The sequence below is a fragment of the Streptomyces sp. NPDC012935 genome, from assembly GCF_042900345.1.
Classification (GTDB): domain Bacteria; phylum Actinomycetota; class Actinomycetes; order Streptomycetales; family Streptomycetaceae; genus Streptomyces.
Genome location: NZ_JBIBBC010000018.1, coordinates 93,130 through 117,064, shown reverse-complemented (window position 1 = coordinate 117,064; position 23,935 = coordinate 93,130). Strand labels below are relative to the sequence as shown.

Annotated in this window: 20 protein-coding genes and 3 pseudogenes; 14 read left to right on the top strand and 9 right to left on the bottom strand. The window is 70.7% G+C overall.

Features of this window, described 5'->3' with window-relative positions:
• Window positions 1-335: 335 nt before the first annotated feature.
• Together ACFY5C_RS33340 and ACFY5C_RS33335 are read right to left on the bottom strand one after the other, a co-directional pair.
• Window positions 336-902, bottom strand: coding sequence for a DoxX family membrane protein (locus ACFY5C_RS33340; RefSeq protein ID WP_389451480.1), 567 nt, complete (start codon window positions 900-902; stop codon window positions 336-338).
• A 150-nt stretch (window positions 903-1,052) separates the two neighbouring features.
• Window positions 1,053-1,442 carry a VOC family protein gene (locus tag ACFY5C_RS33335; RefSeq protein ID WP_389451477.1) on the bottom strand — a complete coding sequence of 130 codons (390 nt, stop codon included), beginning with the start codon at window positions 1,440-1,442 and terminating at the stop codon, window positions 1,053-1,055.
• A gap of 104 nt (window positions 1,443-1,546) precedes the next feature.
• On the opposite strand from ACFY5C_RS33335, the gene ACFY5C_RS33330 reads away from it, so the two are divergent.
• The 3 genes from ACFY5C_RS33330 (at window position 1,547) to ACFY5C_RS33320 (ending at window position 3,549) form a co-directional block, all read left to right on the top strand.
• Window positions 1,547-2,608 carry an Lrp/AsnC family transcriptional regulator gene (locus ACFY5C_RS33330; RefSeq protein ID WP_389451474.1) on the top strand — a complete coding sequence of 354 codons (1,062 nt, stop codon included), beginning with the start codon at window positions 1,547-1,549 and terminating at the stop codon, window positions 2,606-2,608.
• 305 nt (window positions 2,609-2,913) lie between these two features.
• Window positions 2,914-3,099, top strand: a complete 186-nt coding sequence (locus ACFY5C_RS33325) for a hypothetical protein (RefSeq protein ID WP_389451471.1) — start codon at window positions 2,914-2,916, stop codon at window positions 3,097-3,099.
• Window positions 3,100-3,228: 129 nt separating this feature from the next.
• A complete protein-coding gene (locus ACFY5C_RS33320; RefSeq protein WP_389451468.1) occupies window positions 3,229-3,549 on the top strand; it encodes a hypothetical protein in 321 nt (106 codons plus the stop codon).
• Between the two features lie 513 nt (window positions 3,550-4,062).
• Here the strand turns inward: ACFY5C_RS33320 and ACFY5C_RS33315 are convergent.
• Window positions 4,063-4,419, bottom strand: a complete 357-nt coding sequence (locus ACFY5C_RS33315; RefSeq protein ID WP_389451465.1) for a MerR family transcriptional regulator — start codon at window positions 4,417-4,419, stop codon at window positions 4,063-4,065.
• A 54-nt stretch (window positions 4,420-4,473) separates the two neighbouring features.
• On the opposite strand from ACFY5C_RS33315, the gene ACFY5C_RS33310 reads away from it, so the two are divergent.
• Window positions 4,474-5,106, top strand: a complete 633-nt coding sequence (locus ACFY5C_RS33310; RefSeq protein WP_389451462.1) for an RBBP9/YdeN family alpha/beta hydrolase — start codon at window positions 4,474-4,476, stop codon at window positions 5,104-5,106.
• Between the two features lie 1,114 nt (window positions 5,107-6,220).
• On the opposite strand, the gene ACFY5C_RS33305 is transcribed toward ACFY5C_RS33310, so the two are convergent.
• A complete protein-coding gene (locus ACFY5C_RS33305) occupies window positions 6,221-7,351 on the bottom strand; it encodes a winged helix DNA-binding domain-containing protein (RefSeq protein WP_389451459.1) in 1,131 nt (376 codons plus the stop codon).
• Between the two features lie 179 nt (window positions 7,352-7,530).
• Between ACFY5C_RS33305 and ACFY5C_RS33300 the strand changes: the two genes are divergently transcribed.
• Both ACFY5C_RS33300 and ACFY5C_RS33295 read left to right on the top strand, forming a co-directional pair.
• Window positions 7,531-7,734 (top strand): hypothetical protein, encoded by a 204-nt coding sequence (locus tag ACFY5C_RS33300; RefSeq protein ID WP_389451456.1) that lies wholly within the window; start codon window positions 7,531-7,533, stop codon window positions 7,732-7,734.
• A gap of 316 nt (window positions 7,735-8,050) precedes the next feature.
• Window positions 8,051-9,025 (top strand): GNAT family N-acetyltransferase, encoded by a 975-nt coding sequence (locus ACFY5C_RS33295; protein ID WP_389451453.1) that lies wholly within the window; start codon window positions 8,051-8,053, stop codon window positions 9,023-9,025.
• 396 nt (window positions 9,026-9,421) lie between these two features.
• On the opposite strand, the gene ACFY5C_RS33290 is transcribed toward ACFY5C_RS33295, so the two are convergent.
• Window positions 9,422-9,793 carry a cupin domain-containing protein gene (locus ACFY5C_RS33290; protein ID WP_389451450.1) on the bottom strand — a complete coding sequence of 124 codons (372 nt, stop codon included), beginning with the start codon at window positions 9,791-9,793 and terminating at the stop codon, window positions 9,422-9,424.
• Window positions 9,794-10,457: 664 nt separating this feature from the next.
• On the opposite strand from ACFY5C_RS33290, the pseudogene ACFY5C_RS33285 reads away from it, so the two are divergent.
• From ACFY5C_RS33285 to ACFY5C_RS33250, 8 genes and pseudogenes are all read left to right on the top strand, one after another.
• A pseudogene (locus ACFY5C_RS33285) lies at window positions 10,458-10,666 on the top strand (MMPL family transporter); the annotation flags it as partial.
• Window positions 10,667-10,771: 105 nt separating this feature from the next.
• Window positions 10,772-11,665 (top strand): SDR family oxidoreductase, encoded by an 894-nt coding sequence (locus ACFY5C_RS33280; protein WP_389451447.1) that lies wholly within the window; start codon window positions 10,772-10,774, stop codon window positions 11,663-11,665.
• A gap of 184 nt (window positions 11,666-11,849) precedes the next feature.
• Window positions 11,850-13,223, top strand: a complete 1,374-nt coding sequence (locus ACFY5C_RS33275) for a cryptochrome/photolyase family protein (protein WP_389451444.1) — start codon at window positions 11,850-11,852, stop codon at window positions 13,221-13,223.
• A gap of 15 nt (window positions 13,224-13,238) precedes the next feature.
• Window positions 13,239-14,737 (top strand): annotated as a pseudogene (locus ACFY5C_RS33270) (cryptochrome/photolyase family protein).
• A gap of 143 nt (window positions 14,738-14,880) precedes the next feature.
• A complete protein-coding gene (locus ACFY5C_RS33265; protein ID WP_389451441.1) occupies window positions 14,881-16,023 on the top strand; it encodes a polyprenyl synthetase family protein in 1,143 nt (380 codons plus the stop codon).
• Entirely contained in the window at window positions 16,020-17,609 is a 1,590-nt protein-coding gene (locus tag ACFY5C_RS33260; protein WP_389451439.1) for a phytoene desaturase, read from the top strand. The genes ACFY5C_RS33265 and ACFY5C_RS33260 overlap by 4 nt, the downstream gene beginning before the upstream one ends.
• A pseudogene (locus ACFY5C_RS33255) lies at window positions 17,609-18,535 on the top strand (phytoene/squalene synthase family protein); the annotation flags it as partial. The gene ACFY5C_RS33260 and the pseudogene ACFY5C_RS33255, both read left to right, overlap by 1 nt.
• 61 nt (window positions 18,536-18,596) lie before the next feature.
• The gene (locus ACFY5C_RS33250) at window positions 18,597-19,604 is read left to right on the top strand and encodes a DUF5914 domain-containing protein (protein ID WP_389451436.1); all 1,008 of its coding nucleotides are present in this window, start codon (window positions 18,597-18,599) and stop codon (window positions 19,602-19,604) included.
• Between the two features lie 24 nt (window positions 19,605-19,628).
• Here ACFY5C_RS33250 and ACFY5C_RS33245 read toward each other — a convergent pair whose 3' ends face one another.
• The 4 genes from ACFY5C_RS33245 to ACFY5C_RS33230 are packed head-to-tail and all read right to left on the bottom strand — an operon-like array spanning window position 19,629 to window position 23,843.
• The gene (locus ACFY5C_RS33245) at window positions 19,629-21,182 is read right to left on the bottom strand and encodes an FAD-dependent oxidoreductase (protein ID WP_389451433.1); all 1,554 of its coding nucleotides are present in this window, start codon (window positions 21,180-21,182) and stop codon (window positions 19,629-19,631) included.
• A complete protein-coding gene (locus ACFY5C_RS33240) occupies window positions 21,179-21,910 on the bottom strand; it encodes a methyltransferase domain-containing protein (RefSeq protein WP_389451430.1) in 732 nt (243 codons plus the stop codon). The genes ACFY5C_RS33245 and ACFY5C_RS33240 overlap by 4 nt, the downstream gene beginning before the upstream one ends.
• Complete coding sequence (locus ACFY5C_RS33235) at window positions 21,907-23,136, bottom strand: lycopene cyclase family protein (RefSeq protein WP_389451427.1); 1,230 nt, start codon at window positions 23,134-23,136, stop codon at window positions 21,907-21,909. Before ACFY5C_RS33235 ends, ACFY5C_RS33240 begins: the two co-directional genes overlap by 4 nt.
• The gene (locus tag ACFY5C_RS33230) at window positions 23,133-23,843 is read right to left on the bottom strand and encodes an SDR family NAD(P)-dependent oxidoreductase (protein ID WP_389451424.1); all 711 of its coding nucleotides are present in this window, start codon (window positions 23,841-23,843) and stop codon (window positions 23,133-23,135) included. The genes ACFY5C_RS33235 and ACFY5C_RS33230 overlap by 4 nt, the downstream gene beginning before the upstream one ends.
• Between the last annotated feature and the right edge of the window lie 92 nt (window positions 23,844-23,935).

Genomic DNA, 23,935 nt, shown 5'->3' with positions numbered 1-23,935 from the left:
ACGGTTCCCGACCAGCGGCTGGGTACGGGCGCGGCGCGGCCCTTGCGAGCCATGGAACTGGGCGGCAGGTGCCGCGGGTTGCCTCCAGGCCATCGACGTACGCTTCACCGTCGGCATCGCAACGGCCGCCTACGTGATCACTTCCACCAGCCCCGTATGCCTGAGAGGGCATCTGATCCAGAGGACTCGCCGGCCGGGGCCTCCACCAGCACGGCTAACGCAAGGTGAGCCACTTCCTCGCCTTCTACGAGCATCGCCTGCACTCATCTGTCACGGCAGCCCTCCGAACCGGATGACGTCCAGGGTGCGCCTGACTTACCTCACGCGGGTTCGGATCACGGAGCGCCGCGGTCATCCGCCCTGACACGGCGATGGTCGCGGTCGAGGTCGAAATCGCGGTCGCGGTCGCGGTCGCGGTCGCGGTCGCGGGAGCTGAGCGAGGGATCCGCAGAGGTTCCCGGTACCGCCCGGCCGTGGCGGACCAGCACGGTGACGGTGGCCGCCAGGAAGACGGCCTGCATGGCGGTCCGGGGGCCGAGCTCGTCATACCAAGGCACGTCGCCGCCGGCGGCGTAGACATTGGCGGGGAACATCACGACCAGCATCGCGCTGAGCACGGCGGCCGAGACCCGGACCGCCCGCGACCACAACAATCCGAGTGCGCAGGCGAGTTCGGCGATGCCGGTCAGCGTGACGAGCAGGCCGGGAGCCGGCAGGGCGGGTGGCACCATGGCGACGAGTTCCTCGCGCATGCCGACGAAGTGCGCGCCCGCAGTGAGGATGAACATGGCCGCAAGGCCGCTCCGCAAGGCGACGGTCGGGCGACCAAGCCGTACGGTCCTGAGCCTCCCGGCGAGCAGGAGCAGGCCCGTGACGGCGACGAGTGTGACGAGCGGTTCCATACCGGATCTTCCTGCCGTGACGGATGTCGTGACGGATGTCGTGACGGATGTCGTGACGGATGTCGTGACGGATGTCGTGACGGATGTCGTGACGGTGTGTCTTGGGAATGCAGGGGGGTGGGCTTGCCGGGAGCTTCCCGCGTCTGCCGGTCAGACGGAGTCGCCGGCCACGGCCGCGGCCGACCTGCGGACGGTGTCCGGGTCGATACGCTGGATCTGCACGACGACGCCGTCCGGGTCGGTGACCCTGATGCTGCTGCCGAAGTTCTCCTGGACCAGCTCGTAGGGGTAGCCGTTGCGTTCGAGGCGCTGCGCGACCTGCGCCAGTGGCTCGTCCGTGGTGAAGCCCAGTTCCGTGGCACCGGTTGGCCGACCCTGCGAGACGGCTGCGGCGTGGATGCCGACGGCGCCCGCGGCGGCGGTCAGCCGGACCCAGACGGCGGCGCCCGGCTCCTGCCCGACGGCGAGCCCCAGTCCGGCGTAGAAGTCCCGGGACGCCTCGACATCGGCCACGTACCTGATCGGAAGGACGGTCAACATGGTCTGCCTCTCTTCGGTGGTCGCCACCAGCGTCCTGCCGGGTGCTCCCCTGCACGCTGTAAAGTCGCCGGGATGGACGCGATCGGACGCTTGGAGGGGATCTGGTGGCGCAATCCGTCACTCTCGACGCGCTGGACCGTCGTCTGATCCATGCCCTCCAGATCGACGGACGGGCCTCGTTCAGCAGGATCGCCACCGTGCTCGCAGTCCCGGAGCGCACCGTCGCGCGCCGCTACCACCGGCTGCGGTCGGCCCTGGTGGTCCGGGTGGTCGGGCTCGTAGACAGCCGGCGGATCGGCATGCTCGACTGGTTCGTCCGCATCGACTGCACACCGGACGCCACCGACACTCTGACCGCCGCCCTCGCACAGCGCGACGACACCTCGTGGATCGCCCCGCTGGCCGGCGGGACGCGGCTGACCTGTATGGTCCGCACCCCGGGCCCGGGATCGGACCACGAACCTCTGCTCTTCGACCACCTGCTGCGGACACCGGGGATACGAGACATCGAGGCGGGCTGCGTGTTGCGCCCGGTGGCCGGGGTCGGTGGCTGGGCAGGCCGCACGAGTGCGCTGGACGCGTCCGAGCAGGCGGCCCTCCGCAGCCCCGCACCCGAGTCGCCTGAACGCCCGGAAGTCCTTGCCGAGGCATCCGGCTGGGGCGAGGCTGAGGCCCGGCTGGCGGGCGAACTGGCGCTGGACGGCCGGGCGGACATCGCGCAGCTGGCCGCCGTCACCGGGTGGTCGGCCTCGACCGTGCGCCGCCACCTCGCCGGGCTGCGGGACGCTGGGGTGCTGCACTTCGAGGTGGACGTGAGCCCGGCTCACTTCGGCTTCCCGGTGGAGGCGCTGCTGTGGCTGGAGGTGGCGCCCGCCGCGCTGGGCGAGGTGACGCAGGCACTGTCACAGCAGGCCGCAGTCGCCTTCGCCGCCGTAACGACAGGGCGGGCATCAGTCTTCGCGATGGTCCAGTGCCGTGACGTCGGCGCTCTGTACGGCTACCTGGCCGGCGAGTTGGCCGCGCTGCCGGGCATCGGCCGGGTGGAGAGCGCCCTTGTTCAGCGCCGCGCCAAGCGGGCGGGGCCGCTCCTGCTGCCTTCGATGGCGGAACGCACTCCACGATTCCCGCCGCGGACGGCTGCCTACCGAAGCGGCCACATGAGATGACGTCCAGGTCAGGTCGGCCGTGGCCGGGGGGGGCGACGGCTGTCGCCTGCAAGGCAGTTCAGGGTCGGGTATTCGGGTTCAGACACGCGGTGTGCCCTTGAAGCGGGAGTTGGATACGGCCCCGGGGGGCGGCGTGCGGGGACGGCGAGCCGGCCACAACCGTGGCTGAACCTCGCGACCGACCGATTTGCGGGTTGGGGCCGACCGAGGACTGGCAGCTCCGTCGACGTGTCTGGTTTGTCCAGCCCAGGCGGATCCCGGTCGAGCTCGCCGGCGGTCATGCGGACCACACCTGGGACCGGCGCATGCGGGAGCTGGTCCGGCTTGACTTGCTGGTCCTCGACGCCTTCGCTCTGCGCCGCTGGCTGCTCCTCGACGCCTTCGCTCTGCGCGGCTGGCTGCTTCTCTCCCCCTTCGCTCTGCGCCGGATGACCGCTCCGCAGGCCGCCGACCTCTACGTACTCATATCCGAGAGGAAGGCCAGTCCGTAATCATCACCAGCAACCCGGCCCCAACGACTGGTCTCCCCTCTTCCCCAACCCCGTCGTCACCGGGTCCCTCCTGGACCGGCGCGTGAGAGGCTGCCGGCGGCACCAGGACATGGATGGAGAGTTGGCGGGATGGGTTTCGAGGGCGAAGTCTGGCGACTGATGCGGCAGGAGGAGTTGCTCGGCGAGATTGTGATCGACGAAGCCGACTTTCCGTGGCTGAACGGTCGCTTCGTTCCAATGCCGACGTTCGGAGAGGTGCAGCCGTGGTTCGACGAGTCGCTGACTCTGATGGAGGCGGAGGAGTACGAGCGTTTTGACGACTCCTACGACCGGATCACGGCCACCTTGTCGCTGGTGGCCCCGTCAGGTCCGGTCGCGGAGTTCCTTCTGCACATCAGGGACGGTCGTGCTTGGTTCAGGTGGAGCGACGAACCTTTTGATGATCTCTGAACCCGTCCGGACCTGCGGATTCACATGACGACAAGCCCTGGGGAATTACGCCGTCCCCGACAGCCGCCGAGACCCTCGCCACCGGCGCGTTCCCCAGCCTCGGAGAGCGCGGCACTGGCCATCGCGGACCACTACGACGCCGCCAGGCGCACGGCGCTGAGGTATGTGGTGAACACACGGGCCGGTCCCGGTGTTTGTCGGTTCCAGCGGCGTGCATCGGCGCCCTTGGGCGACACGAACGCGGTGCACCCACTGGCGGGCGAAACCGCGCAGCCCGTCCGGACGACGCACCGATCCATGCGGTCCCGGACAACCTGCTGTACCGGCGCAGGCGAACGGTCTGTTGTAGCAACTGCCGCTGCCGGTCGGCGGACTGCGCACGCGAACAGGGTCCGGACGCAACAACCACCCAATGGTCGGATCGAACGTAGCGAACATCCGACCCCGCAACGCCATGTCCAGCATCGCGGCCACAGCACCGCTCGTTGCCGGCCGTGACCTGGTAGGCACGCTTCAGCCAGCAGATGTGAGCTCGCGCAATCGCCCTTGCATGTCGCGGAGTTCGGCTTGCCTGGCGTCGAGCCGTCTGGCCAAGGCATCCAGCTCGGCTCGTAGGTCGGGGCACATCTCCAAGGTTGTGCCGTGATCGCCGGTGCGAGCGCAATCGAGATACCGCCGGATCGTCGAGGTGCCCAAGCCGGCAGCGATCATCATCCTGATCTGAGCCACCCGGCTGACATCGGACTCGGCGTAGTCCCGGTACCCGCTGCTGCTACGAGCCGGAGCCAGCAGTCCCCGGTCCTCGTAATGACGTAGCGCTCGCGCGCTCACCCCGGTCAGCTCGGCGAGTTCGCTGATCAGCACCGTCACTTCCCCACTTCGACTTGACCTTCACGCTGACGTGAACCCCTACCGTTCTGCGGCATGGCGATAGGAACAACGCAGCGGCATGCCTCCATCATCCATGGCTACGGGGCATCCCCTGGCGATCACTGGTTCGGCTGGCTGAGGGAGCAACTCAGCGCGGACGGCATACCTGCAACGATCCCAGCTCTTCCGAACCCGCAGAACCCGGACCCTGCACAGTGGATGGAGACCGTACGCGCGGACTTGGGAACCCCTGACGAGAACCAGATCGTCGTCGCGCACAGCCTGGGCTGTCTCACGGTTCTGCGTTATCTGCGAACACTTCAAGGCCCATGGCACCTTGGCACCCTCGTGCTGGTCTCCGGATTCGTGGACCAACTGCCCGCGCTCCCGGAACTGGACTCCTACATCGGAGACGGCTGCGATGTAGCGGGGCTCCGCGAGCACCTCGGTCGACTCACAGTCTTCCGATCGGACGCGGACCCGTACGTTCCCCCTCACCACACCGACCGTCTTGCAGGCCTGCTCGGAACCTGCTCGGTGGTGGTCCCCGGAGCCGGTCACTTCCTCGCCTCCGACGGCGTCACATCGCTGCACGAAGCCCTTGAAGCCGCAGGAGTGGCCCTACGGAAACGGCCTGCGGACGCAGCTTCAGGCCGTGATCGACGTCATCCACCGTACGCAAACTGAAACTGCCCCGCTGCAGTCAGCGGGCAGGACGACGGATCTGGCATGGCTTCAATCAGGCGACTGCTGAACGCCATCGGCGCCACCGCCGCCACTCCGCCAGTCACTGGCCACCTGCCCCTGGCATGGCATCCGTTAGGCCCACCCGGCGGGTGAGGCCGCTTCTCGGTTATTTCCGGCGCAGCCTCGCGCCCTTACCTCATTCGGGCAAGTCCGACGTCAGCCTTCGCCTTGCCCCGGCCCGGGTCAGCGGGTATCGCGGCGAGACGGCCGCGGACACGAATGGAAACAAGCCCGGCTGGCGGTCGGGCATCGGGCGCGGCGGCGGGCCCGGCTCATCGAGGGCACCCCGGGGGCGTCATCTGGCGCGTGTCGCCTGGCGTCGAGCGTGCCGTGGGTCACGCTGGCGCGCCAGAACTGGTCGGCTCCGGCTCCGGCGGCTGCGGCTACGGCTACGGCTACGGCTACCAGGTTGAGCTGGTCCTGGACAAAGGCGTCGGTGTCCGGGGCGTACTCGCCGCCGGCGGTGCACAGCAGCTGCACGGTGCGCGTCCGCTCCGCGAGTTCGACGGAGCCGCATTCATCGTCGGCCAGGTCGTCGCAGTCGCGGTCCAAGGGCTACTGCAGCTCGGCTTCCTCGAGGGCAGCCCGCCGCCTCCCCGTGGGTCATGCCGGTGGCGCGGCGGCCGACCTTCGCCGAGTCGACCGGTTCGCAGGACGCGGCCGCGCGATCGGCGGGGACGCGTGAGCACTGGCGGGACCGGGGGGCGGGGCGCTCCCACGAGCCTCCCAATGCGTCGCGGGAGAACGAACAGGTGCCGATCCGTCGCGCCGAGCGCAGTGGACGCGAGTGTGCCGACGCAAGGTGGTTGTCACCCTCGGACCGCGCCGGTCAGCGAGTTGCCGTGAACGAGACACCGTGGTTGTCACTGACGAAGCAAGCCGCTTGCCACCAGCCCGCGCGCAGCGGGGCACCTGTCGCCACCCGCCCCCGGGGAGCGCCATGCTGACGTCTGCAGACGGCCCAGGCGGGTGCCGGCTCGTCACGAGGTCGGAGGCGTCCTGTGTCAACGAGCAATGAGCGGTTGTGGCAGAGCCGGAGCGGCACATCAGCTGGTCACAGCATCCGCACCTCGCTCTCGGGGAGCTTGGACCACCAATGGTGGAAACGGCTGTAGACCTCTGCCTCGCGGTCGCCGAGGAGCGCCTTCAGGGACTGGGCCTCCGCGGCCAGGCCGTCCCAGGCGGCGGGCGAAAGGGAGTGGAAGGCCATGGCCTCGATGCCGGCTTCCAACGGGCGCCACACACCAGCGACATAGCCGTCCACCAGCAATGTGGGCAATACGTCTCCGTTCCTGCGGATCACCAGGGGGCGGTAGGCCGAGGGTATGACCCGGCTCCGGTCGGCGTAGGCCAGCAGAATGCTGTCCCACATCGCCATGAGCCGTGGCGGAGCGGGAGTGTCCGCAGGCGGCCGGGGGGCGCCCGGCAGGTCGAACAGCGTGGTCCCGTCCGGCCCCTCGACCTGCTCGACGGCGCCGTCCAGAGTCCTCAGCGCCTCGCGGACCGGTGCCCTCTGCACCATGGCGAACTGCGCCACGTCCGCCACCGACGCGGGCCCAAAGCCCTCCAGATAGCGCAGAATCAAGGTCTGCAGCGCCTTCGGATCCACCGCCCGCCCAGCGGGAACGGTCCCGGTCCCCGCCGCGACGAAGGACGGCCGGAGGCCGAATGACCAAGGCCCGCCTGTTGGGGCATGATGCAGCGGCGCGTAAGCCTTCAGCCCCCACCACGCCCCGTCCTTTTTCTCGGCACCGAGCCGCTCCTCGACCCACGCCTGCATCTCGGCCGAAGTCCTTGGCCGACGGGCGAAGGCCAGCAGGTCCGGCATCAGCTCATCGGCGTCCGCCGGGGTCAGCCCCGCATCGGCGAAGCGGAAGCCCAGCCGGGAGGCATAGAGGGTGGGCTGCATCGCCGCGCGCAAGGCCTGATAGTCCCCGGCGTGCACGGCGTGCAGAGTGATCCGCATCAGGGTCGCCTTGACCACTGCCCGCCCGGCGAAGGCAGCATCGAGGTCCGCCGGAGCGAACCCGGTGACCCGGTTCCACAACGCGAGGTACGGCGAGGCCGGATGTTGCGCCTGCAGCGCGCCCACGCGCCGCACCGCGTCGGGGACAGTCAGAGGCTCACGCTCCAGCAGCAGCTGGCGACTGAGCGACGCCCGGTTCAGCTCACGCGCAGTGATCACAACGGCGCAGGATACCGCCCCGCCCCACACCCGCCGGCCCCTCCTGTGCCAACCTGATGCAGACTGCCCACCAGCAGCTTGGCGGTCCGATTGTGCTGGGCCGGGACAACCTCATCACCCACCTCACCGCTGACATGCGCCGCTACATCGTCGACCGCGACTGACTCACTGTCTTCCAATTGCCGCTCAATGCGCCCGGCCTCAACCCGGTCGAGGGCATCTGGTCCGTCCTGCGACGCGCCACCGTGGCCAATCGTGCCTTCGCCGACCCCGATGACTTGATCACAGCCGTCCGACGCGGCCTCCGCCAGCTCCAGGGCCGCCACGACGACCTCGACGGCCGCCTCTCCGGCACCGGCACCGGAACCGGCGCCAGCCTCTGACGCCAGCACCATGACTAATCACGCATTCAAGGTCAAGTAGCCATGGCGGGCTCCAATAGTTCGCTGGGCGAACTTGTCGACAGCCGTGATGACCATGGCGGGGCGAGGCGGTAGAGCAGGCACAGTCGGCGCTCCTCCGGCTCCTCGGATGCCCTGGGCGGACCGTGGCCCAGCGGTTCGTCGATCGGCCGGAAGACGGCCGCCCGGTCGTCCGGGAACGCGCCCGCTCGATCCTTGAGATACCGCCGGATCTGTCGCTTCGCCCGCGGCGCAGGTCCGTGGTGCCATGGAATTGGGGGCGGAAAGGAGAGCGATCATGCCCGCAGCGAAGCGAACGAGTGTCGCCGCCTCGGTGTCGGTCCGCCCGCTGGTTGAGCCGGACCTGGATCGGGCGGACGAGATCTTCAGGGTCGCCTTCGGGACCTTCCTCGGGGCCCCGGAGCCGGAGACGTTCTTCGGGACCGCCGACTATGTCCGCACCCGCTGGGCGTCAGATCCACACGCGGCCTTCGCAGCGACCGTCGAGGGCGAGATCGTCGGATCGAACTTCGCCGCCAACTGGGGCAGCGTCGGGCACTTCGGCCCACTGACCGTACGTCCGGATCTGTGGGACCAAGGCATCGGCAGGCGCCTCATGGAACCGGTCATGGGCTGCTTCGACACCTGGGAGAACCGCCACCTCGGCCTGTTCACCTTCTCGCACAGTCCCAAGCACCTCGAGCTCTACCGCCGGTACGGCTTCTGGCCCCGGTTCCTTACGGCAATCATGAAGAAGCAGGTCGCCGTCACAGCCGCAGTCCCCGGCCGAGTGCTCTACGGCGAGCTGACCGCGGCTGAACGGCCAGACGCACTGAGCCTCAGTCGCGCACTGACGGGGGCCGTCTACGAGGGCTTGAGCCTGGAGCGCGAGATCATGGCCACACAGGCGCAGGGGCTCGGTGACACCATCCTCCTAGAGGGCGCCGACTCCGACCTCGACGGTCTGGCTGTCTGCCACTGCGGAGCGGGGTCGGAGGCCGGTGAGGACGTGTGCTTCGTCAAGTTCGGCGCCGTACGCCCTGGCCCGGACGCCGCGGACCGGTTCGAACGACTGCTGAATGCGTGCGAGCAGCTGGCCACCGAGAAGGGCCTGGGGCAACTGGACGCCGGAATGAACCTGGCCCGCCAGAGCGCCTACCAGCGCATGGTCGACCGCGGTTTCCGTACCTGGCTGCAAGGCGTGACCATGCACAAGCCCAACGAACCTGGCTACAGCCACCCGGACGCCTACGTGATCGACGACTGGCGCTGAGTCCACCGCCACAGTCGGCTTCGGGGAGGACACGATGCCCCCAGGAGACGACTGAACCAGGACTCCACGCCGTACGACCTGCCGCTGACCGCCCGTCACCGTTCCTACTGACCACGGCATACGGCAGGGATCCTGATCTACACGATCATCGGCATCAGCACGCAGTGGGGATGCGTGCCGAGTACTCCGACATGCTCGGCGGCTAGAGACGGAGAGGATCGAGCAGTCCAGCTGCCGCTGGTACTTCTTCGCCCTGCTGGCACCAGAAACGGCATCCTTCAGCTCTCCATGGATGCGGGCCCGTGAGAAGGAACGGGCCCGCGTCCGCAGCGACATTGACATCAGCTGGGGCGAACGCCCGCTCCCGCTGGCGCGGTCTGACGCCACGGCCCCATGTCAGCTGAGGGTCTCGGCCGCCTTGGTCATCGGGCCTCCTGCGTCACCGGTGTTGATCGTTCCCGCCGGTTCGAGCAACAGGATCGCGGTCTCCTCGTCCGCCACGGGGCAGTGCTCGACGCCGCGGGGAACCACGAACAACTCGCCTGGTTCCAGCACCACATCGCCATCCCTGAGCTGGATGGTGAGTCGCCCGCTGATGACCAGGAACAGTTCATCGGTGTCCTCGTGGGTGTGCCAGACGAATTCCCCTTTCAGTTTGGCCAGCTTGACCTCGTAGTCGTTGAGCACGGCCACTTTCTTCTGCGACCAAAGCTCGCTGAACTGCGACAGCTTGTCGGCGAGGTTTACAGGAACAGCAGTCCTGGACATCCAGCATCCTTCCTCTAGGCCGGTCAACCGGGAGCGACTCCTCAGCCCCTCCGGCCGGCGTCACGAGCCTGCCCCACCGGGTCTCGCTGGTCTTGTACGTTCCTGGCATGACCGGAGCCCGACCCCGCACGTCCCTCAGCGCCTGGAGGCCGTCGGTCCCAGGGACGCCGAGGTCTTCCACGCACACGTCACCGACCACGCGCACCCGGCCCACACCCACGACACGTGGAACCTGATGATCCTCGACCACGGCTAGGTCGACTTCGCACTGGACCGCCGCCGCCATGGGCCGACGGGTACCGCCGGCGTCCTCCTGCTGCGTCCCGGCGTCGCCCACGCCGGTCAAACCGTCCCTGCATCGGGCTTTCCGCAAGCGCGTCCTTTGCCTCGACAACTCCGTACCCTCGCAGCGTTTGTCCGGCCGTGCGGTGGACGCTCCGCTCGTCAACGACGGGGTGCTGCGCCATCGGATCCACCCACTGCACGCTGCTACCGTCCGTGCCGGAGACGGGTTCGAGGCCGAATCCCGCCTCTCGTTCATCCATGAACGGCTCCACTTCCACCTCGACATTTCCACCTCGACGCCCTCCAGCCCCGCACACCGGGTCGTGAGGCAAACGGGCTCGCCGCCAAGCTGCGGGAACTACTGGACTCGCGGATACAAGCCGGTATGTCCCTGCGCGACACCGCCGCCATCCTGCATGCCCACCCCACCCAGGCGTTCCTGGTCCAGATCGCGTTCATCGTCGCTTTCGGCGTCCTCCCGACACCCTCGTGGTCCGCTCACTGCCGGTCCCCGCCCTGGTGATCGACCTGGGCCGCCAGGCGTGGTGGGTATCCCGGCGACCTGGCCCGGCGCGGCCCCGGACCTGATGACGCCGGATCGAGGCACCCTGCGCAGTGGCGGCCGGCGTGCTGACGGCCCGGCCCGCGTCTAGCGTGGGGCGGGCCAGCGCCGCCGCGGAGAGGAGTCGTTCCATGCCGGTCAGTCAGAGCCCGTTGCACGGTCGGACCGCCGTCGTCACCGGCGCGGCGCGCGGCCTCGGGGAGGCGATGGCGCAGGAGCTGAGCCGCCGGGGCGCGAGGGTGGCGCTGCTCGGCCGTGAGGAGTGGACCCTCGCCCAGGTGAGGGACGCGCTTCCGGGCGTGTCCGAGTGCTGGGAGGTCGATGTCACCGACGAGCACGGGATGGCCTGCGTCGCTGACGAGATCCGTGCCTGGTGCGGACCACCTTCGGTGGTGGTCGCCAACGCCGGGGTGGCCGAGGGCGGCCCGTTCGCCGAGGCTGATCTCTCGATCTGGCGCCGGGTGGTCGAGGTGAACCTCATCGGAAGTGCCGTCACCGCGCGGACGTTCCTGGCAGACCTGTTGCACACCCGGGGCTACCTTCTCCAAGTCGCATCACTCGCCTCCATCGGAGCCTCGCCCATGATGAGCGCCTATTGCGCGTCGAAGGCAGGAGTCGAGTCGTTCGCCCACGCCCTGCAGGCGGAAGTCGCCCATCAGCACGTAGGCGTGGGTGTCGCCTACATCAACTGGACGGACACGGACATGATCCGTGACGCCGACGCGTACGCGGTGCTGCGGGAGCTGCGCGGCCACATGCCGCGGCCGGCGCGCAGGGTCTATCCCGTGGCGTACGTTGCCGACCGGCTGGTCACTGCGGTCGAACGGCGCCGACCGTCGGTCTACGTGCCGGGTTGGCTGCGGTGTACCCAGGTTGTGCGGGCTGCGATGCCGCCGGTGGTGACGATGCTGTCGCGACGTGAACTTCCGCGTCTGGCCGCCCATGAGCCGTTCACGGCCACCGGGCTGCTCGGCGCCGGAGGCCGAGCCGACCAAGCGGCAGGCGCCGACCCCCCGCACGGTTGAAACCCTGGTGGCTGCGTCCTGCATCCGTCGACGGCGCCACGTGCGAAGTGGACGTGTGAAGGCATGCGGATGAGGCAGGCTCCCGCCCTCGTTCTTTCACCGGGACCGCATCCGTTCTGCGTGGCGCGGCCGAAGAAGCGGGAAGTAGCTCTCAACGCCGCATTGCATTCTCAGGAGTGTCGCCATGACCGTCGCGGTCGTCCTGTTCACCTCGGATCTGCGTGTGCATGATCATCCGCCGCTTCGGGCAGCCCTCGCGGTGGCCGATGAGGTGGTGCCGCTGTTCGTCCGCGACCCGGGGGTCCATGCGGCGGGGTTCGACGTGCCCAACCGCAGCGCCTTCCTGGCCGACTGCCTGGCCGACCTCGACGCCTCGCTGCGCCGTCGTGGCGGCAGGCTCGTCGTGCGCAAAGGGCCCGTCGCTCAGGAGGTCTGCGCGGTGGCCACGGAGTGCGAGGCGACCGAGGTGCACATGGCCGGGGGCGTCACCGGATACGCCCACCGGCGGGAGGAACAGCTGCGGGACGGTCTGCGTGCTCAGGGCGTGGCATTGCACGTGCACGACACGGTGATCACGGCCGTCGCTCCGGGCGCCGTGACCCCGGCCGGTTCAGACCACTTCGCTGTGTTCACCCCGTACTTCCGCAAGTGGTCTCAGGAGCGGCTCAGGGACGTCTGTCCGGCGCCGCGCACTGTGCGCGTCCCTGAGGCGGTGCTCGGCGAGGCGCTGCCCTGCCGGGACGAACTGACCGACGTCTCCCCGGGGCTGCCCGGCGGAGGGGAGGCGGCGGGGCGCGAGCGGTTCAACCGGTGGGCCCGCAGCAACCTGTCCGAGTACGCCGACCGGCACGACGATCTGGCCGGCGACGCGACCTCCAGGCTGTCGCCCTACCTGCACTTCGGTGCCCTCTCCCCCGTGGAGCTCATCCACCAGGCCCGCGAACGCGGCGGGGCGGGGGCGGACGCGTTCGTACGGCAGCTGTGCTGGCGCGATTTCCACCACCAGGTCCTGGCAGCGCGCCCGGACGCGTCCAGTCGGGACTACCGCACCCGCAACGACAAGTGGCGGACCGAGAAGGAGGCGGCCGAGGACATCGCCGCGTGGCGGGACGGCCGTACCGGCTACCCGGTCGTCGACGCGGCGATGCGCCAGCTGCGCCACGAGGGCTGGATGCACAACCGGGCGCGTCTGCTGGTGGCGAGTTTCCTGGCCAAGACTCTGTACGTGGACTGGCGGATCGGCGCCCGCCACTTCCTGGACCTGCTGGTGGACGGCGACGTCGTCAACAACCAGCTCAACTGGCAATGGGTCGCCGGAACCGGCACCGACACCCGTCCCCACCGCGTCCTCAACCCGGTGGTCCAGGGCAAACGCTTCGATGCGCGGGGAGAGTACGTGCGTCGCTGGGTACCGGAGCTGCGGGACGTGGCGGAGGCCCACGTCCACGAGCCCTGGCGGATGCCCGAGAGTGAGCGATCGCAGGTGGACTATCCGCAGCCGCTGATCGATCTCGGTGCCGGACTCGCACGGTTCAAACGCGCGCGCGGCCGGGACTGACGGCGGGAGTGCCTGATGCACTGGCTCTTCGGCGATCAGCTCGGTCCGCACTTCCTGCGCCCGTCCGAGGACAGCGGCCTCGGTCATGACTCGCCGCTCGTGATGGTCGAGGCCCGGTCGGTGTTCCGGCGCCGGCGCTTTCACCGGGCCAAGGCGCACCTGGTCCTGTCCGCGATGCGTCACCGCGCGGCCGAACTCGGCGACCGGGTCACGTACGTTCGCTCCGACACCTACCGGGAAGGACTGGCCCGAGCAGCGGGCAACGGCCCGCTGACCGTGCACCGTCCGACGTCGCACGCCGCCGTGCGGCTGGTGCGCTCGCTGTCTCACGTCGCGATGGGGCCGGCCCGCGGATTCCTGGTGCCGATGGCCGCCTTCGCCGGATGGGCGGACGCCCAGGGCGGCGGGAGTCTGCGTCAGGAGAGCTTCTACCACTGGGTCCGGCGCGAACACGACCTGCTGATGGACGGCGACCAGCCTGCCGGAGGCCGGTGGAACCTCGATCACGACAACCGGCAGCCTCCGCCCCGCGGCGCTGCCGTCCTGCCGGTCGACCGTCCTTACCGCCCGCGCGAGGACGACATCGACGACGAGGTCCGCCACGACCTCGACCGCTGGGAGAAGGACGGCGACGTGTCCTTCGTCGGCCGGGACGGGCCGCGCCTGTTTCCCGCGACCCGCGCCGAGGCCCGGGCAGCCCTGCGACGGTTCGTGGAGCACCGGCTCGGCACGTTCGGGCCGTACGAGGACGCCATGCTCGCCGCCGACCCCGTCATGAGCCACAGCCTGCTGTCGTCGTCGCTCAACCTGGGCCTGCTCGATCCCGCCGAATGCGTGGAGCAGGCGGAGTCGGCGTGGCGCGAGGGACGGGCCCCGCTGAACAGCGTGGAGGGCTTCGTCCGGCAGATCGCCGGCTGGCGGGAGTACGTGTGGCAGTTGTACTGGTACTTCGGCGAGGACTACCGGCACTCCAACACGCTGCATCACACGGCCCCCTGCCCGACTGGTGGAACGACCTGGACGCGGACGACGTGCGCGCGCACTGCCTGCGCACGGTCCTGTCCCAGGTACGCGACACCGGCTGGACCCACCACATCCCAAGGCTGATGATCCTCGGCGGTTACGCCCTTCAGCACGGCTGGGATCCGGTCTCGGTCACGGACTGGTTCCACCGGTGCTTCGTCGACGGCTACGACTGGGTGATGGTGCCCAACGTCGTCGGCATGTCCCAGTACGCCGACGGCGGGCGTATGACCACGAAGCCGTACACGTCCGGTGGTGCCTACGTGAACCGGATGAGTGACCTGTGCGGGCCGTGCGCCTACCGGCCCAAAGACCGTACGGGCGCCCACGCCTGCCCCTACACCGCGGGCTACTGGGCCTTCCTCGACCGGCACCGCTCCCGGCTGGCACGCAATCACCGTATGGTCCAGGCCGTGCGCGGCCTGGACCGGCTCGCCGACCTCGCCGAGGTACGCCGTCAGGAGCGGTCACGCGGCGACTCCCCGCCATAGGCGCGCCCGCCCGTGGGTGCCGGCCTTCGGCAGACCCCCGCCGGCGGAGAACGGCGCACCGGGCGGAAAGACGGCGCATCCACATCCGCCGCAGCGGCAGAAGTACTGGTGTGCAGGTGACGGAGAGTGAAAAGGGGCCGTGCATGCTTGGACTGAAGCCGACGGTGGCCGAACCGGCCGGGCTTGTCGACTCCCCCGCGACGGCCCTCGACGCGATCACGAGCGTCGAAGCTCTCCTGGAGCAGGTCCTCGACACTCGGCTGCGACAGGCCCGCGAGGTGGACCCGGTGTTTGCCGGACATGTGGCCGACCGTGTCGCCGGGCTGATCCGGCGGGGCGGGAAGCGGCTGCGCACCGCGTTCGTGTGGTGCGGATGGCGTGCCGCCGGCGGCTCGGGCGACGCCACGGCCCTCCTGCGCACAGGGGCGGCCCTCGAGCTTCTCCAGGCGTGCGCCCTCATACACGACGACGTGATGGACGGATCGCCGCTGCGCCGGGGCGGCCCGGCGGTGCATGTCGACCTGGCGCGCCTGCACAAGGCCGCACGGACGACCGGCTCCTCCGAGTCGTTCGGGGCCTGCGCCGCCGTACTCGCCGGCGATCTCGCGCTGACCTGGGCCGACGATCTGATGGCGGAAACGGCCCTGCAGTCACCGCACGGTTCGCACCTCTACGACGAGTGGCGCGCCATGCGCGGTGAAATGGTCGCCGGGCAGTACCGCGACCTGTACGCCCAGGCAACCGGCTCGTCCGATGTGGACGAGGCGCTGACCATCGCCACGCTCAAGAGCGCCCTGTACACGGTCGAGCGGCCCCTGACCCTGGGCGCGTCCCTGACCGGGGCCGACCCCCGAGTCCTCGGCGGGCTGCGAGCCGCCGGACGGTGTGCGGGTCTGGCCTTCCAGCTCCGCGACGACCTGCTCGGCGCCTTCGGCGACCCGTCGCTGACCGGCAAGCCGGCCGGGGACGACCTGCGGTCGCGCAAGCTCACCTACCTGCTCGCCGTCGCGGTCGGACTCGCGGACACGTCCGGGGACGAGGCAGCCGCCGAGGCACTCGCCCCCGGCGCGGCACACCGGTCGCAGGTAACCGTCGAGCGGATGCGTGCGGCGCTGGAGTGGACCGGGGCCCGGACCGTCACAGAGTCGCGGATCGCCGGGTTGGCGGCCATGAGCCTGCGGCACTTCGAGCAGACGGGGGCGGAGGCCTCCGTACGGCGCGAGTTCGCGTCGCTGCTCGAGCGGGCGGCGGGCGTCGCCCTGAGCCGCGCCGAGGAGCGGGCGTGAGGACGGTGGCGGGACCGACCGACCATGTCGTGGTGGTGGGCGCCGGTCTGTCCGGCCTCGCCTGCGCCCTCCATCTGCTGGGCGCAGGCCGCCGGGTCACGCTCGTCGAGCGGGAGGCCGGCCCGGGCGGCCGCGCCGGCCGGGTGCGACTCGGCGGGTATGAACTGGACACCGGGCCCACGGTGTTGACCATGCCGCACCTGGCCGACGAGGCCTTCGCGGCCGTCGGCGACAGCCTCGCCCGCCGCGTCGAGCTGGTGGCGCTGCATCCGGCCTATCGGGCGTGCTTCGCGGACGGCACGTCGCTGGACGTGCACACCGACGGCGAGGCGATGGAGTCGGAGGTACGCCGCTTCGCCGGACCCGCCGAGGCTGCCGGCTACCGCGACCTGCGCCACTGGCTGGAGCGGCTCTACCGGGCGCAGATGCGACGCTTCATCGATACCAACTTCGACTCACCGCTCCAGCTCCTCAACGCAGACCTGGCACGGCTGGCGGCCCTCGGCGGCTTCGGCCGGCTCGACCGGCGCATCGGCCGCTTCCTCCGTGACGCCCGCCTGCGCCGCGTCTTCTCCTTCCAGTCCCTGTACGCCGGCGTCGCCCCCGCCCGAGCTCTCGCGGCCTACGCCGTGATCGCCTACATGGACACCGTGGCCGGCGTCTGGTTCCCCAAGGGCGGCGTGCACGCGCTGCCCCGCGCCATGGCCGACGCGCTCGCCGGAGCCGGGGGTGACCTGCGGTGGTCCGCCGAGGTCAGGACGCTGGAACGGTCGGCCGGCAGGGTGCGCGCCGTGCACCTCACCTCGGGCGAGCGGATCGCCTGCGACGCGGTGGTACTGACCTGTGAACTGTCCACAGCCCACCAGCTACTGGGGCGCGCTCCTCGGCGTCCCGTCCCGCTGCGTCACTCACCGTCCGCGGTGGTCCTGCACGCCGGGACCGACCGCACCTGGCCCGGCCTGGCCCACCACACGCTCTCCTTCGGCAAGGCCTGGGAGAGCACGTTCAGGGAACTGACCGGCTCGGGAACGCTGATGAGCGACCCTTCCCTGCTCATCACCCGTCCGACGACCCACGACCCCGACCTGGCACCGGCCGGCCGGCATCTGCACTATGTGTTGGCCCCGTGCCCGAACACCTCCATCGGGCCGTCCGCCGCCGACTGGCGCGACCTCGGCCCGCGCTACCGGGACAGCCTGGTCGCCGAGCTGGAGCGGCGCGGCATGAGCGGGTTCGCGGACAGCGTCCAGGAGGAGCTGTTGGTGACTCCGCTGGACTGGACGGCTCGGGGCCACGCGGCGGGCAGCCCCTTCTCCGTCTCCCACACCTTCGCCCAGACGGGCCCCTTCCGGCCGCGCAACCTGGTACGCGGCCTGGACAACGCCGTGCTGGCCGGCTGCGGCACCACCCCCGGGGTCGGCGTGCCGACGGTCCTCATCAGCGGCAAGCTGGCCGCCGCCCGCATCACCGGCATCACCGGCATCACCGGCCTCACCGCCGGCCTCACCACCCCCACCGTCCGCTCTGCCCGGCCGGCCCCGTCGGCCGTCGGCGCCCCATCCGTCCCGACCGCGGAAGGTCCCTGATGAGCCGTCGTGAACTGGACGCCGCCGGGATCACCGATCCCGCGCTGCGTGCCGCCTACATCCGGTGCCGGCAGCTCAACGCCCGCCACGGCCGCACCTACTTCCTGGCCACGCGCCTGCTGCCGGTGGAACGACGCTCCGCGGTGCACGCCCTGTACGGATTCGCCCGCTGGGCGGACGACATCGTGGACGACCTGGACCGGAGCCGGACACACGACGAGCGCCACCGGCAGCTGCGCCGCCTGGAGAGCGACCTCGCGCACCAACTGCACACCGGCGGTACGGGCGACCCCGTGGTCCGGGCCGTGGCCGACACCGCCGCACGCTACGACATCGCTCACAGCCTGTTCTCGCAGTTCCTGGCCTCGATGCGGGCCGACCTCACCGTCACGGACTATCCGACCTACGCCGCCCTGCGGACCTACATGCACGGATCAGCGGCAGTGATCGGACTGCAGATGCTGCCGGTGCTCGGCCCCGTCGTTCCCCGCGAGGAGGCCGCACCTCACGCGGCGGCCCTGGGCGTGGCCTTCCAGCTCACCAACTTCCTGCGCGACGTCGGCGAGGACCTGGACCGGGGCCGGGTCTATCTGCCGGCCGACCTGCTCGCCGCCCACGGCGTCGACCGGTCCCTGCTGGAATGGAGCCGCCGCACCGGCCGTCAGGACCGGCGGATCCGTGCGGCCCTCGTCGCCGTGGAGGTCATGACCCGTGGCGTGTACCGGGCGGCCGAGCCCGGTATCGCCATGCTCGACCCGCGGGTGCGTCCATGCATCCGCACCGCGTTCACGCTGTACGGCGGCATCCTCGACGCGATCGCGGAACAGGACTACGACGTCCTGCACACCCGCGCAGTGGTGCCTCGCGGGCGCCGTGCGGCCACGGCCGTGGCCGGAGCCGCGCACGTCATCGAGGCCCGGTGGCGTGCCCACTGCACGGGCCCGGTCCGCTCAGCGGGTGAGCACTTCAGCGGAAGGGGCAGGCAAGGTGACGGACCGATCCAACAAGCCTCGCTGGACGACTCCGTTGCGGCGTCGCCGCACACCGAACTGGGCGTCGCAGACACCCACCTGGCAGGACGCGCGGCCGGGCCTGATCGCCGACGCGCTCAAGACGGCCTCGGCGCGTCCCTCGGGCAACTGGTTCGTCGTGGGCGCCTCCCGTGACGTCCGGGCCGGCGAGCGCCCGCACGGCGCGACTGTTGGCGGAGTCGAGATCGTACTGTGGCGCTCGGACACGGGCCTGGTGCACGCGGGTCCCGGCGCCTGCCCGCATCTCGGCGCACCCCTGCGCGACAGCCGCGTGGTGTGCGGCACGCTGGTGTGCCACTGGCATGGACTGGCCCTGGACGGCGCTCGGTTCGCCGGCTGGGAGCCCTACCCCGTCCACGACGACGGAGTACTCCTGTGGGTACGGCTCGACGAGGTCGGTGGCGAGGAGCCGCTCCAGCTGCCCGTGGTGCCGGTGCGTCCCTCGACGGGCGGTGGGCTGGACGCGGTGTTCACGGCGGTGGGGCGGTGCGAGCCGCAGGACGTGGTCGCCAATCGGCTCGACCCCTGGCACGGCTCGTGGTTCCATCCGTACTCATTTGTCGACCTGGCCGTGGCCAGCACACCGCGGGGAAGCGGTGACGACGCGTTCGTCGTCGACGTCTCCTTCCGGGTGGCGGGCTCTTGGGTGGTTCCGGTCCGCGCCGAGTTCACGGCACCCGAACCGCGCACGGTCGTCATGCGCATCACCGAGGGCGAGGGAGCCACCTCCGTCGTGGAGAGCCATGCCACGCCGCTGACCGGTGAGGGGCACGGACAGCCGAGGACCGCCGTGATCGAGGCGATCGTCGCCGCCTCGGACCGCAGAGGGTTCGCGCTGGCACGGGCCGCCGCCCCGGCCCTGCGCCCGCTCATGCGCCGCGCGGCCGCCCGGCTGTGGCGGGACGACTTGGCCTACGCCGAGCGGCGCTGGGCGCTGCGCAGCACGGGCCGATTCCCAGGCTGAACCTCGGGCCTGGCGGAGCGGGGTTCAGCGTGCGGCCAGCCCACCGAGTGCGCGCAGCAGCGGGGACCGGCCCGCCCGGGGCACCGTCCACAGCACCTGGCCCCGTACGCCCCAGGGAGCGAGCAGGGCGTTGGCCGCCAGGAAGCCGGTGGTGGCCGCTCGTTCCATCAGCGCCACCGGCAGGTCGCAGCGGATCGCGTCACCGGCCAGCGTCAGCCAGGGATGCGGCGTACACACCGTAGGACGCTGCTGATGGGTGGCGATGGGAAAGAAGGGGCAGTCAGCGTGCCATTCGTGCCGGGCGTCGACGATGTGCGCCTCACGGGTCTCCGGATACACCGAGTGGAGTCGGTCCACGAGCCGGTCCTGCACCCGGCCCCGTTGTGCGTCGGCGACGGCGTAGGCGTGCAACTCCACCACCGATCCGCCGCTCCGGGCGGCCCAGCGGGCGGCCTCGCCCTCGTAGCGGTTGAGGACGCTGACGTTGTCCAGGCCGCCGTAGCCGCTCGTGCCGAGGAATCCCGGGCGGTCTTCGCGAACGGGCCTGTCGAGCCAGAGCCGGGAGACGAGAAACGGCGGGGCGCCGCGCAGAGCGGCGATATCGGCGCGCCAGGCGGCGGTGCCCAGCGCGGGGGATGCGGCCACGACCTGCCGCAGTCCTGCGGTGTCGAGGGCGAGCACCACCGCGTCGTGAGCGTCGGCACCGGCGTCGGTCCGCACCGTGGCTCCGCCGCCCTCGCGCGGGTGGACGGCGTCGACGGGGAGGCCGGTGCGGACTGTGACGCCGAGGTTCAGGAGGTAGCCGGCCAGGGGCTCCCAGAGTGCTTGTGGGAAGGGCTCGTTCGGCACGTCGAAGAGCAGACCCTCGGCCGAGCCGAGGAAGTAGATGTGGAACATCAGCAGCAGTTCAGCGGCGGACAGCTCGCGCGGGTCGGCGAAGAAGCTGCGCGAGAACACCTCGAACGCCAGGTGGTGCGCGGCCTGCGGGAAGCGGACCCGTTGCAGGAACTCCGTCGCGCCGACGTGGTCGAAGCGGTCGTACACCTCGGGCACGCGCACGTCGAGCAGCGGCAGCGCCGCCCGGGCGTCCATGGCCGCGAGGTCACGCCAGCCGAAGGTGGGGCTGAGCATCACGAAGCCGAGGGCGCTGAAGGGAGGGGTCCGAGGGACGCGGGCGAAGCTGTCGGTCAGGCCACCGCTGTGCCGCAGGGGGTAGTCGGGCAGGGGGGTGAGCCGCTCAAGGGCGGGATCGGTGCGCCGCAGCAGACCACGCAGGTTGTAGTACTGGCGGAAGAAGGCGTGGAAGCCGCGGCTCATGGTCACGACGGAGCCGTCCGCCAGGCGGGTGCGGTGGCCGGCGAGACGGCCTCCGAGGGACTCCTCCCGTTCGTAGAGGGTGACGCGGGCTCCCCGTTCGGCGAGCAGGGTGGCCGCGGCGAGACCCGCGATGCCGCCGCCGATCACGGCGACGGACGGCTCGTCCCCGCGCTCGAACCGGTCCCTTCCGGGTACGGGCATCAGCCGTGCGGCTTTGCGGTCGCGGCCCATGCGGGCGCCGGCGCGGGCCACACCGGTCATCGGGCCGGCTCCGGTTGCGCGGCACGGCCGTTGCGGGCGAGGAAGGTGTGCACGATTCCGGTCTGCCACCCGCCGACTCGGACGGCGCGCACGTCCGTGAACCCGTTGCGCGTCAGCCGGTCGGTGAAGGCGGGTGCGGTGTCGAAGGTGAGGACGCTGCGCCACAGGTGGCGGTACAGGGTGCCGTCCCCGGTGAGCGTGCCCGCTGGGACGATCACGCCTTGGCAGACGGCACGCCACACGGCTCGGTCAACACGCGAGCCGCTGAGGCTGTACTCGTGGACGGCAAGCCGGCCGCCCGGTCGCAGCAAGCTCCTGAGGACCTGCAGGACCTTGTCGGGGTCGGTGACGTTGCGGAACAGGTAGGCCGCGAAGACCGCGTCGAAGGGCCCTTCGCCGGCCGTCGCCACGTCCCCGGCCCTCAGGTGGCGGAAACGCACTTGTTCGGGCCACTGCTTGGCCAGCGCGCGTTGCAGCATCCCGGACGAGGCGTCGACTGCGGTGACGCGTGCTCGGGGCGCGGCGCGCAGCAGGGCCTGGGTGGAGGCTCCCGTGCCACAGCCGAGATCGAGTACGTGCAGACCGTCACCGTCGTCGGGCAGCCGGAGGCGGCGAGCCGAGCGCAGGAGTTCGGTGCGGTAACCGGGGTTGAGCGCCGTGAGGCCGTCGTAGGTACGGGACGCGTGGTCGAAGGCGCGTGCCTGGTCGTCATCGCGCAGCAGTGTCATGAGGCGCTCTCCGCGGATCGTGGGGTCGGAGGGAAGTGGCGGGGCAGAAGGGGGAGTTCTACGGCGGTGCGCAGCATCGGTCCGATGGGTGTGCGCAGTCCGATGGCCCACTCCTCCCGCAGCGTGGTCGCACCGTCCAGGAATCGCAGCAGCCGTTCCGCGGGGACCCGGCTGAACAGGCCGGTGAAAAGGTCAGGGCCGTCGATCCGCCCGGTGTCCAGTGCTCGGAGCAGTACCGCGTCCATGGCCAGTGCCCGCCGCCCGTGCGGCGGGGGCACCAGGGGGCGACCGGCAGCCAGGGCGGCTGCGATGGCCCGGCTCTGGCGCTGCGCGGCGGCGAAGGTGTAGCCGGTTGCGGGTCGGGTCGCCCCGCCGGCCGTGCCGATACGGAAGACAGCGGGGCCGATCCGACGCGGGAAGCGGGCGTCGGTCATGGGGATGGCGCCTTGCTCCGCCGCTTCCACCGTGAACGCACCCAGGCGGAGGACGTCTCGGCAGTAGTGGCCGAGCGAGGCCTCGTACGCCGCGGTGGTCCGCGGGGTACGGGAGAACTCGGTGTACTCGACGAGGGCGCGGTCGCACGCTAGGGGCAGCACATAGCCGAAGGCAAGGCCGTGACGTGGCTGCGGCACCCGGAAGTCCATCAGGTCGGCGACGGTGGCGTCGAACCGCTCCGCTGCCGTGCGCACGAACCAGCCGCGGAAGTGCTGCAACAAGCAAGTGCGGGCCGGAGGCAGAGCGTGCAGGGGACGCGAGTCGAAGACATGGCGGGCGCGCAGCGTCAATGGCCGCCCGTCGGGTGCGACGCAGCTGACGGCCGCCCCGTCGGCGGTGTCCCGTACGGCACCGGCTGTACCGCGCAGGACACGCGCGCCGGGGTGCGCGGCCAGCCGGGCGTGCACGAGCTGCTCGAACCGCGTCGATCGCAGCATGCGGTAGCGCAGCGGACCCGGATCGACCGTGAGCGCTCCGCCGTCGGTTCCGTGGACCCGCAGGAGGGACCACGAGGCGCTGATCGCTTCCTCGAAGTCGCTTGAGCCTTCGTCCCAGAAGCACCAGGTGCGTTCAGGAGGCCGCGACGGCCCCTCCGGCGGTTCCACCACGATGACGGAACCGGTGGTGGTCGCGGTCGCGGTCAGCTGATGGGCGAGGCAGAGGCCGGCCGCCCCGCCGCCCAGGATGACCACGTCGGCCCGCTGCTCGGGAAGGGTGGCGGGCCGGCTCACCTGGCCCGCCGCTCGACGACGGGCGCTCCGTCGGGAGCCGTGCGCACGAGTTCGGCGTCCGACTCCATGGCGTCGACGACCGCCTGGACGACCTGAGCGGGGTTGCCTGCCGGGGGCATGGGCGGGGCCGTTCCCGCGATGGACCGGTCGGCCAGACCAGTGTCGAGGTGGCCCGGCCGCACATCCAGCACCTGCACGCCAGTGCCGCGCGCCTCGCGGCGGGCAGCGGCGAGCCATGCGCTCAGTGCCGCCTTCGAAGCGCTGTAGTCGGCCATCCGTGGCTGTGGGCGCTCGGCCACCACTCCGGTGAAGGCTGCGATCACCGAGTGAGGTGGCAGGACTTGGAGTGCGGCACGGAAGAAGGCGGCGGGGGCGAGGAAGTTGACCGCCATCAGATACTCGGCGACCGCGTCGTCCACCTCGTGGGAGTTGCCGAAGCCCACGGCACCGAAAGCCGTCACGACGGCGTCGAGGCCTCCGAGCTCGGCGGCGACAGCGTGCACCGCACGTACGCAGGACGACGGGTCGTACGCGTCGAACTCTGCCGTCGCAGACCCCGGGTGGGCGCGAGCGGCCCGAGCCAGCCGGGCCGTGTCGCGGCCGGCGAGAGCCGGGCGGGCTCCCCGCGCGGCCAGTTCGGCGGTGAGAGCGCTGCCGAGAACGCCGGTGGCGCCGGCCACCAGCACACGAGCGCCGTTGATGTTCACGCCTCGCTCCGGACCTCGAGTGTCGTCGCGGCAGTCAGGTCCCGGACAGGGGCCCTGGCTTCCTCCGTGCCGTGTCTTCCACCCGCGGGCCC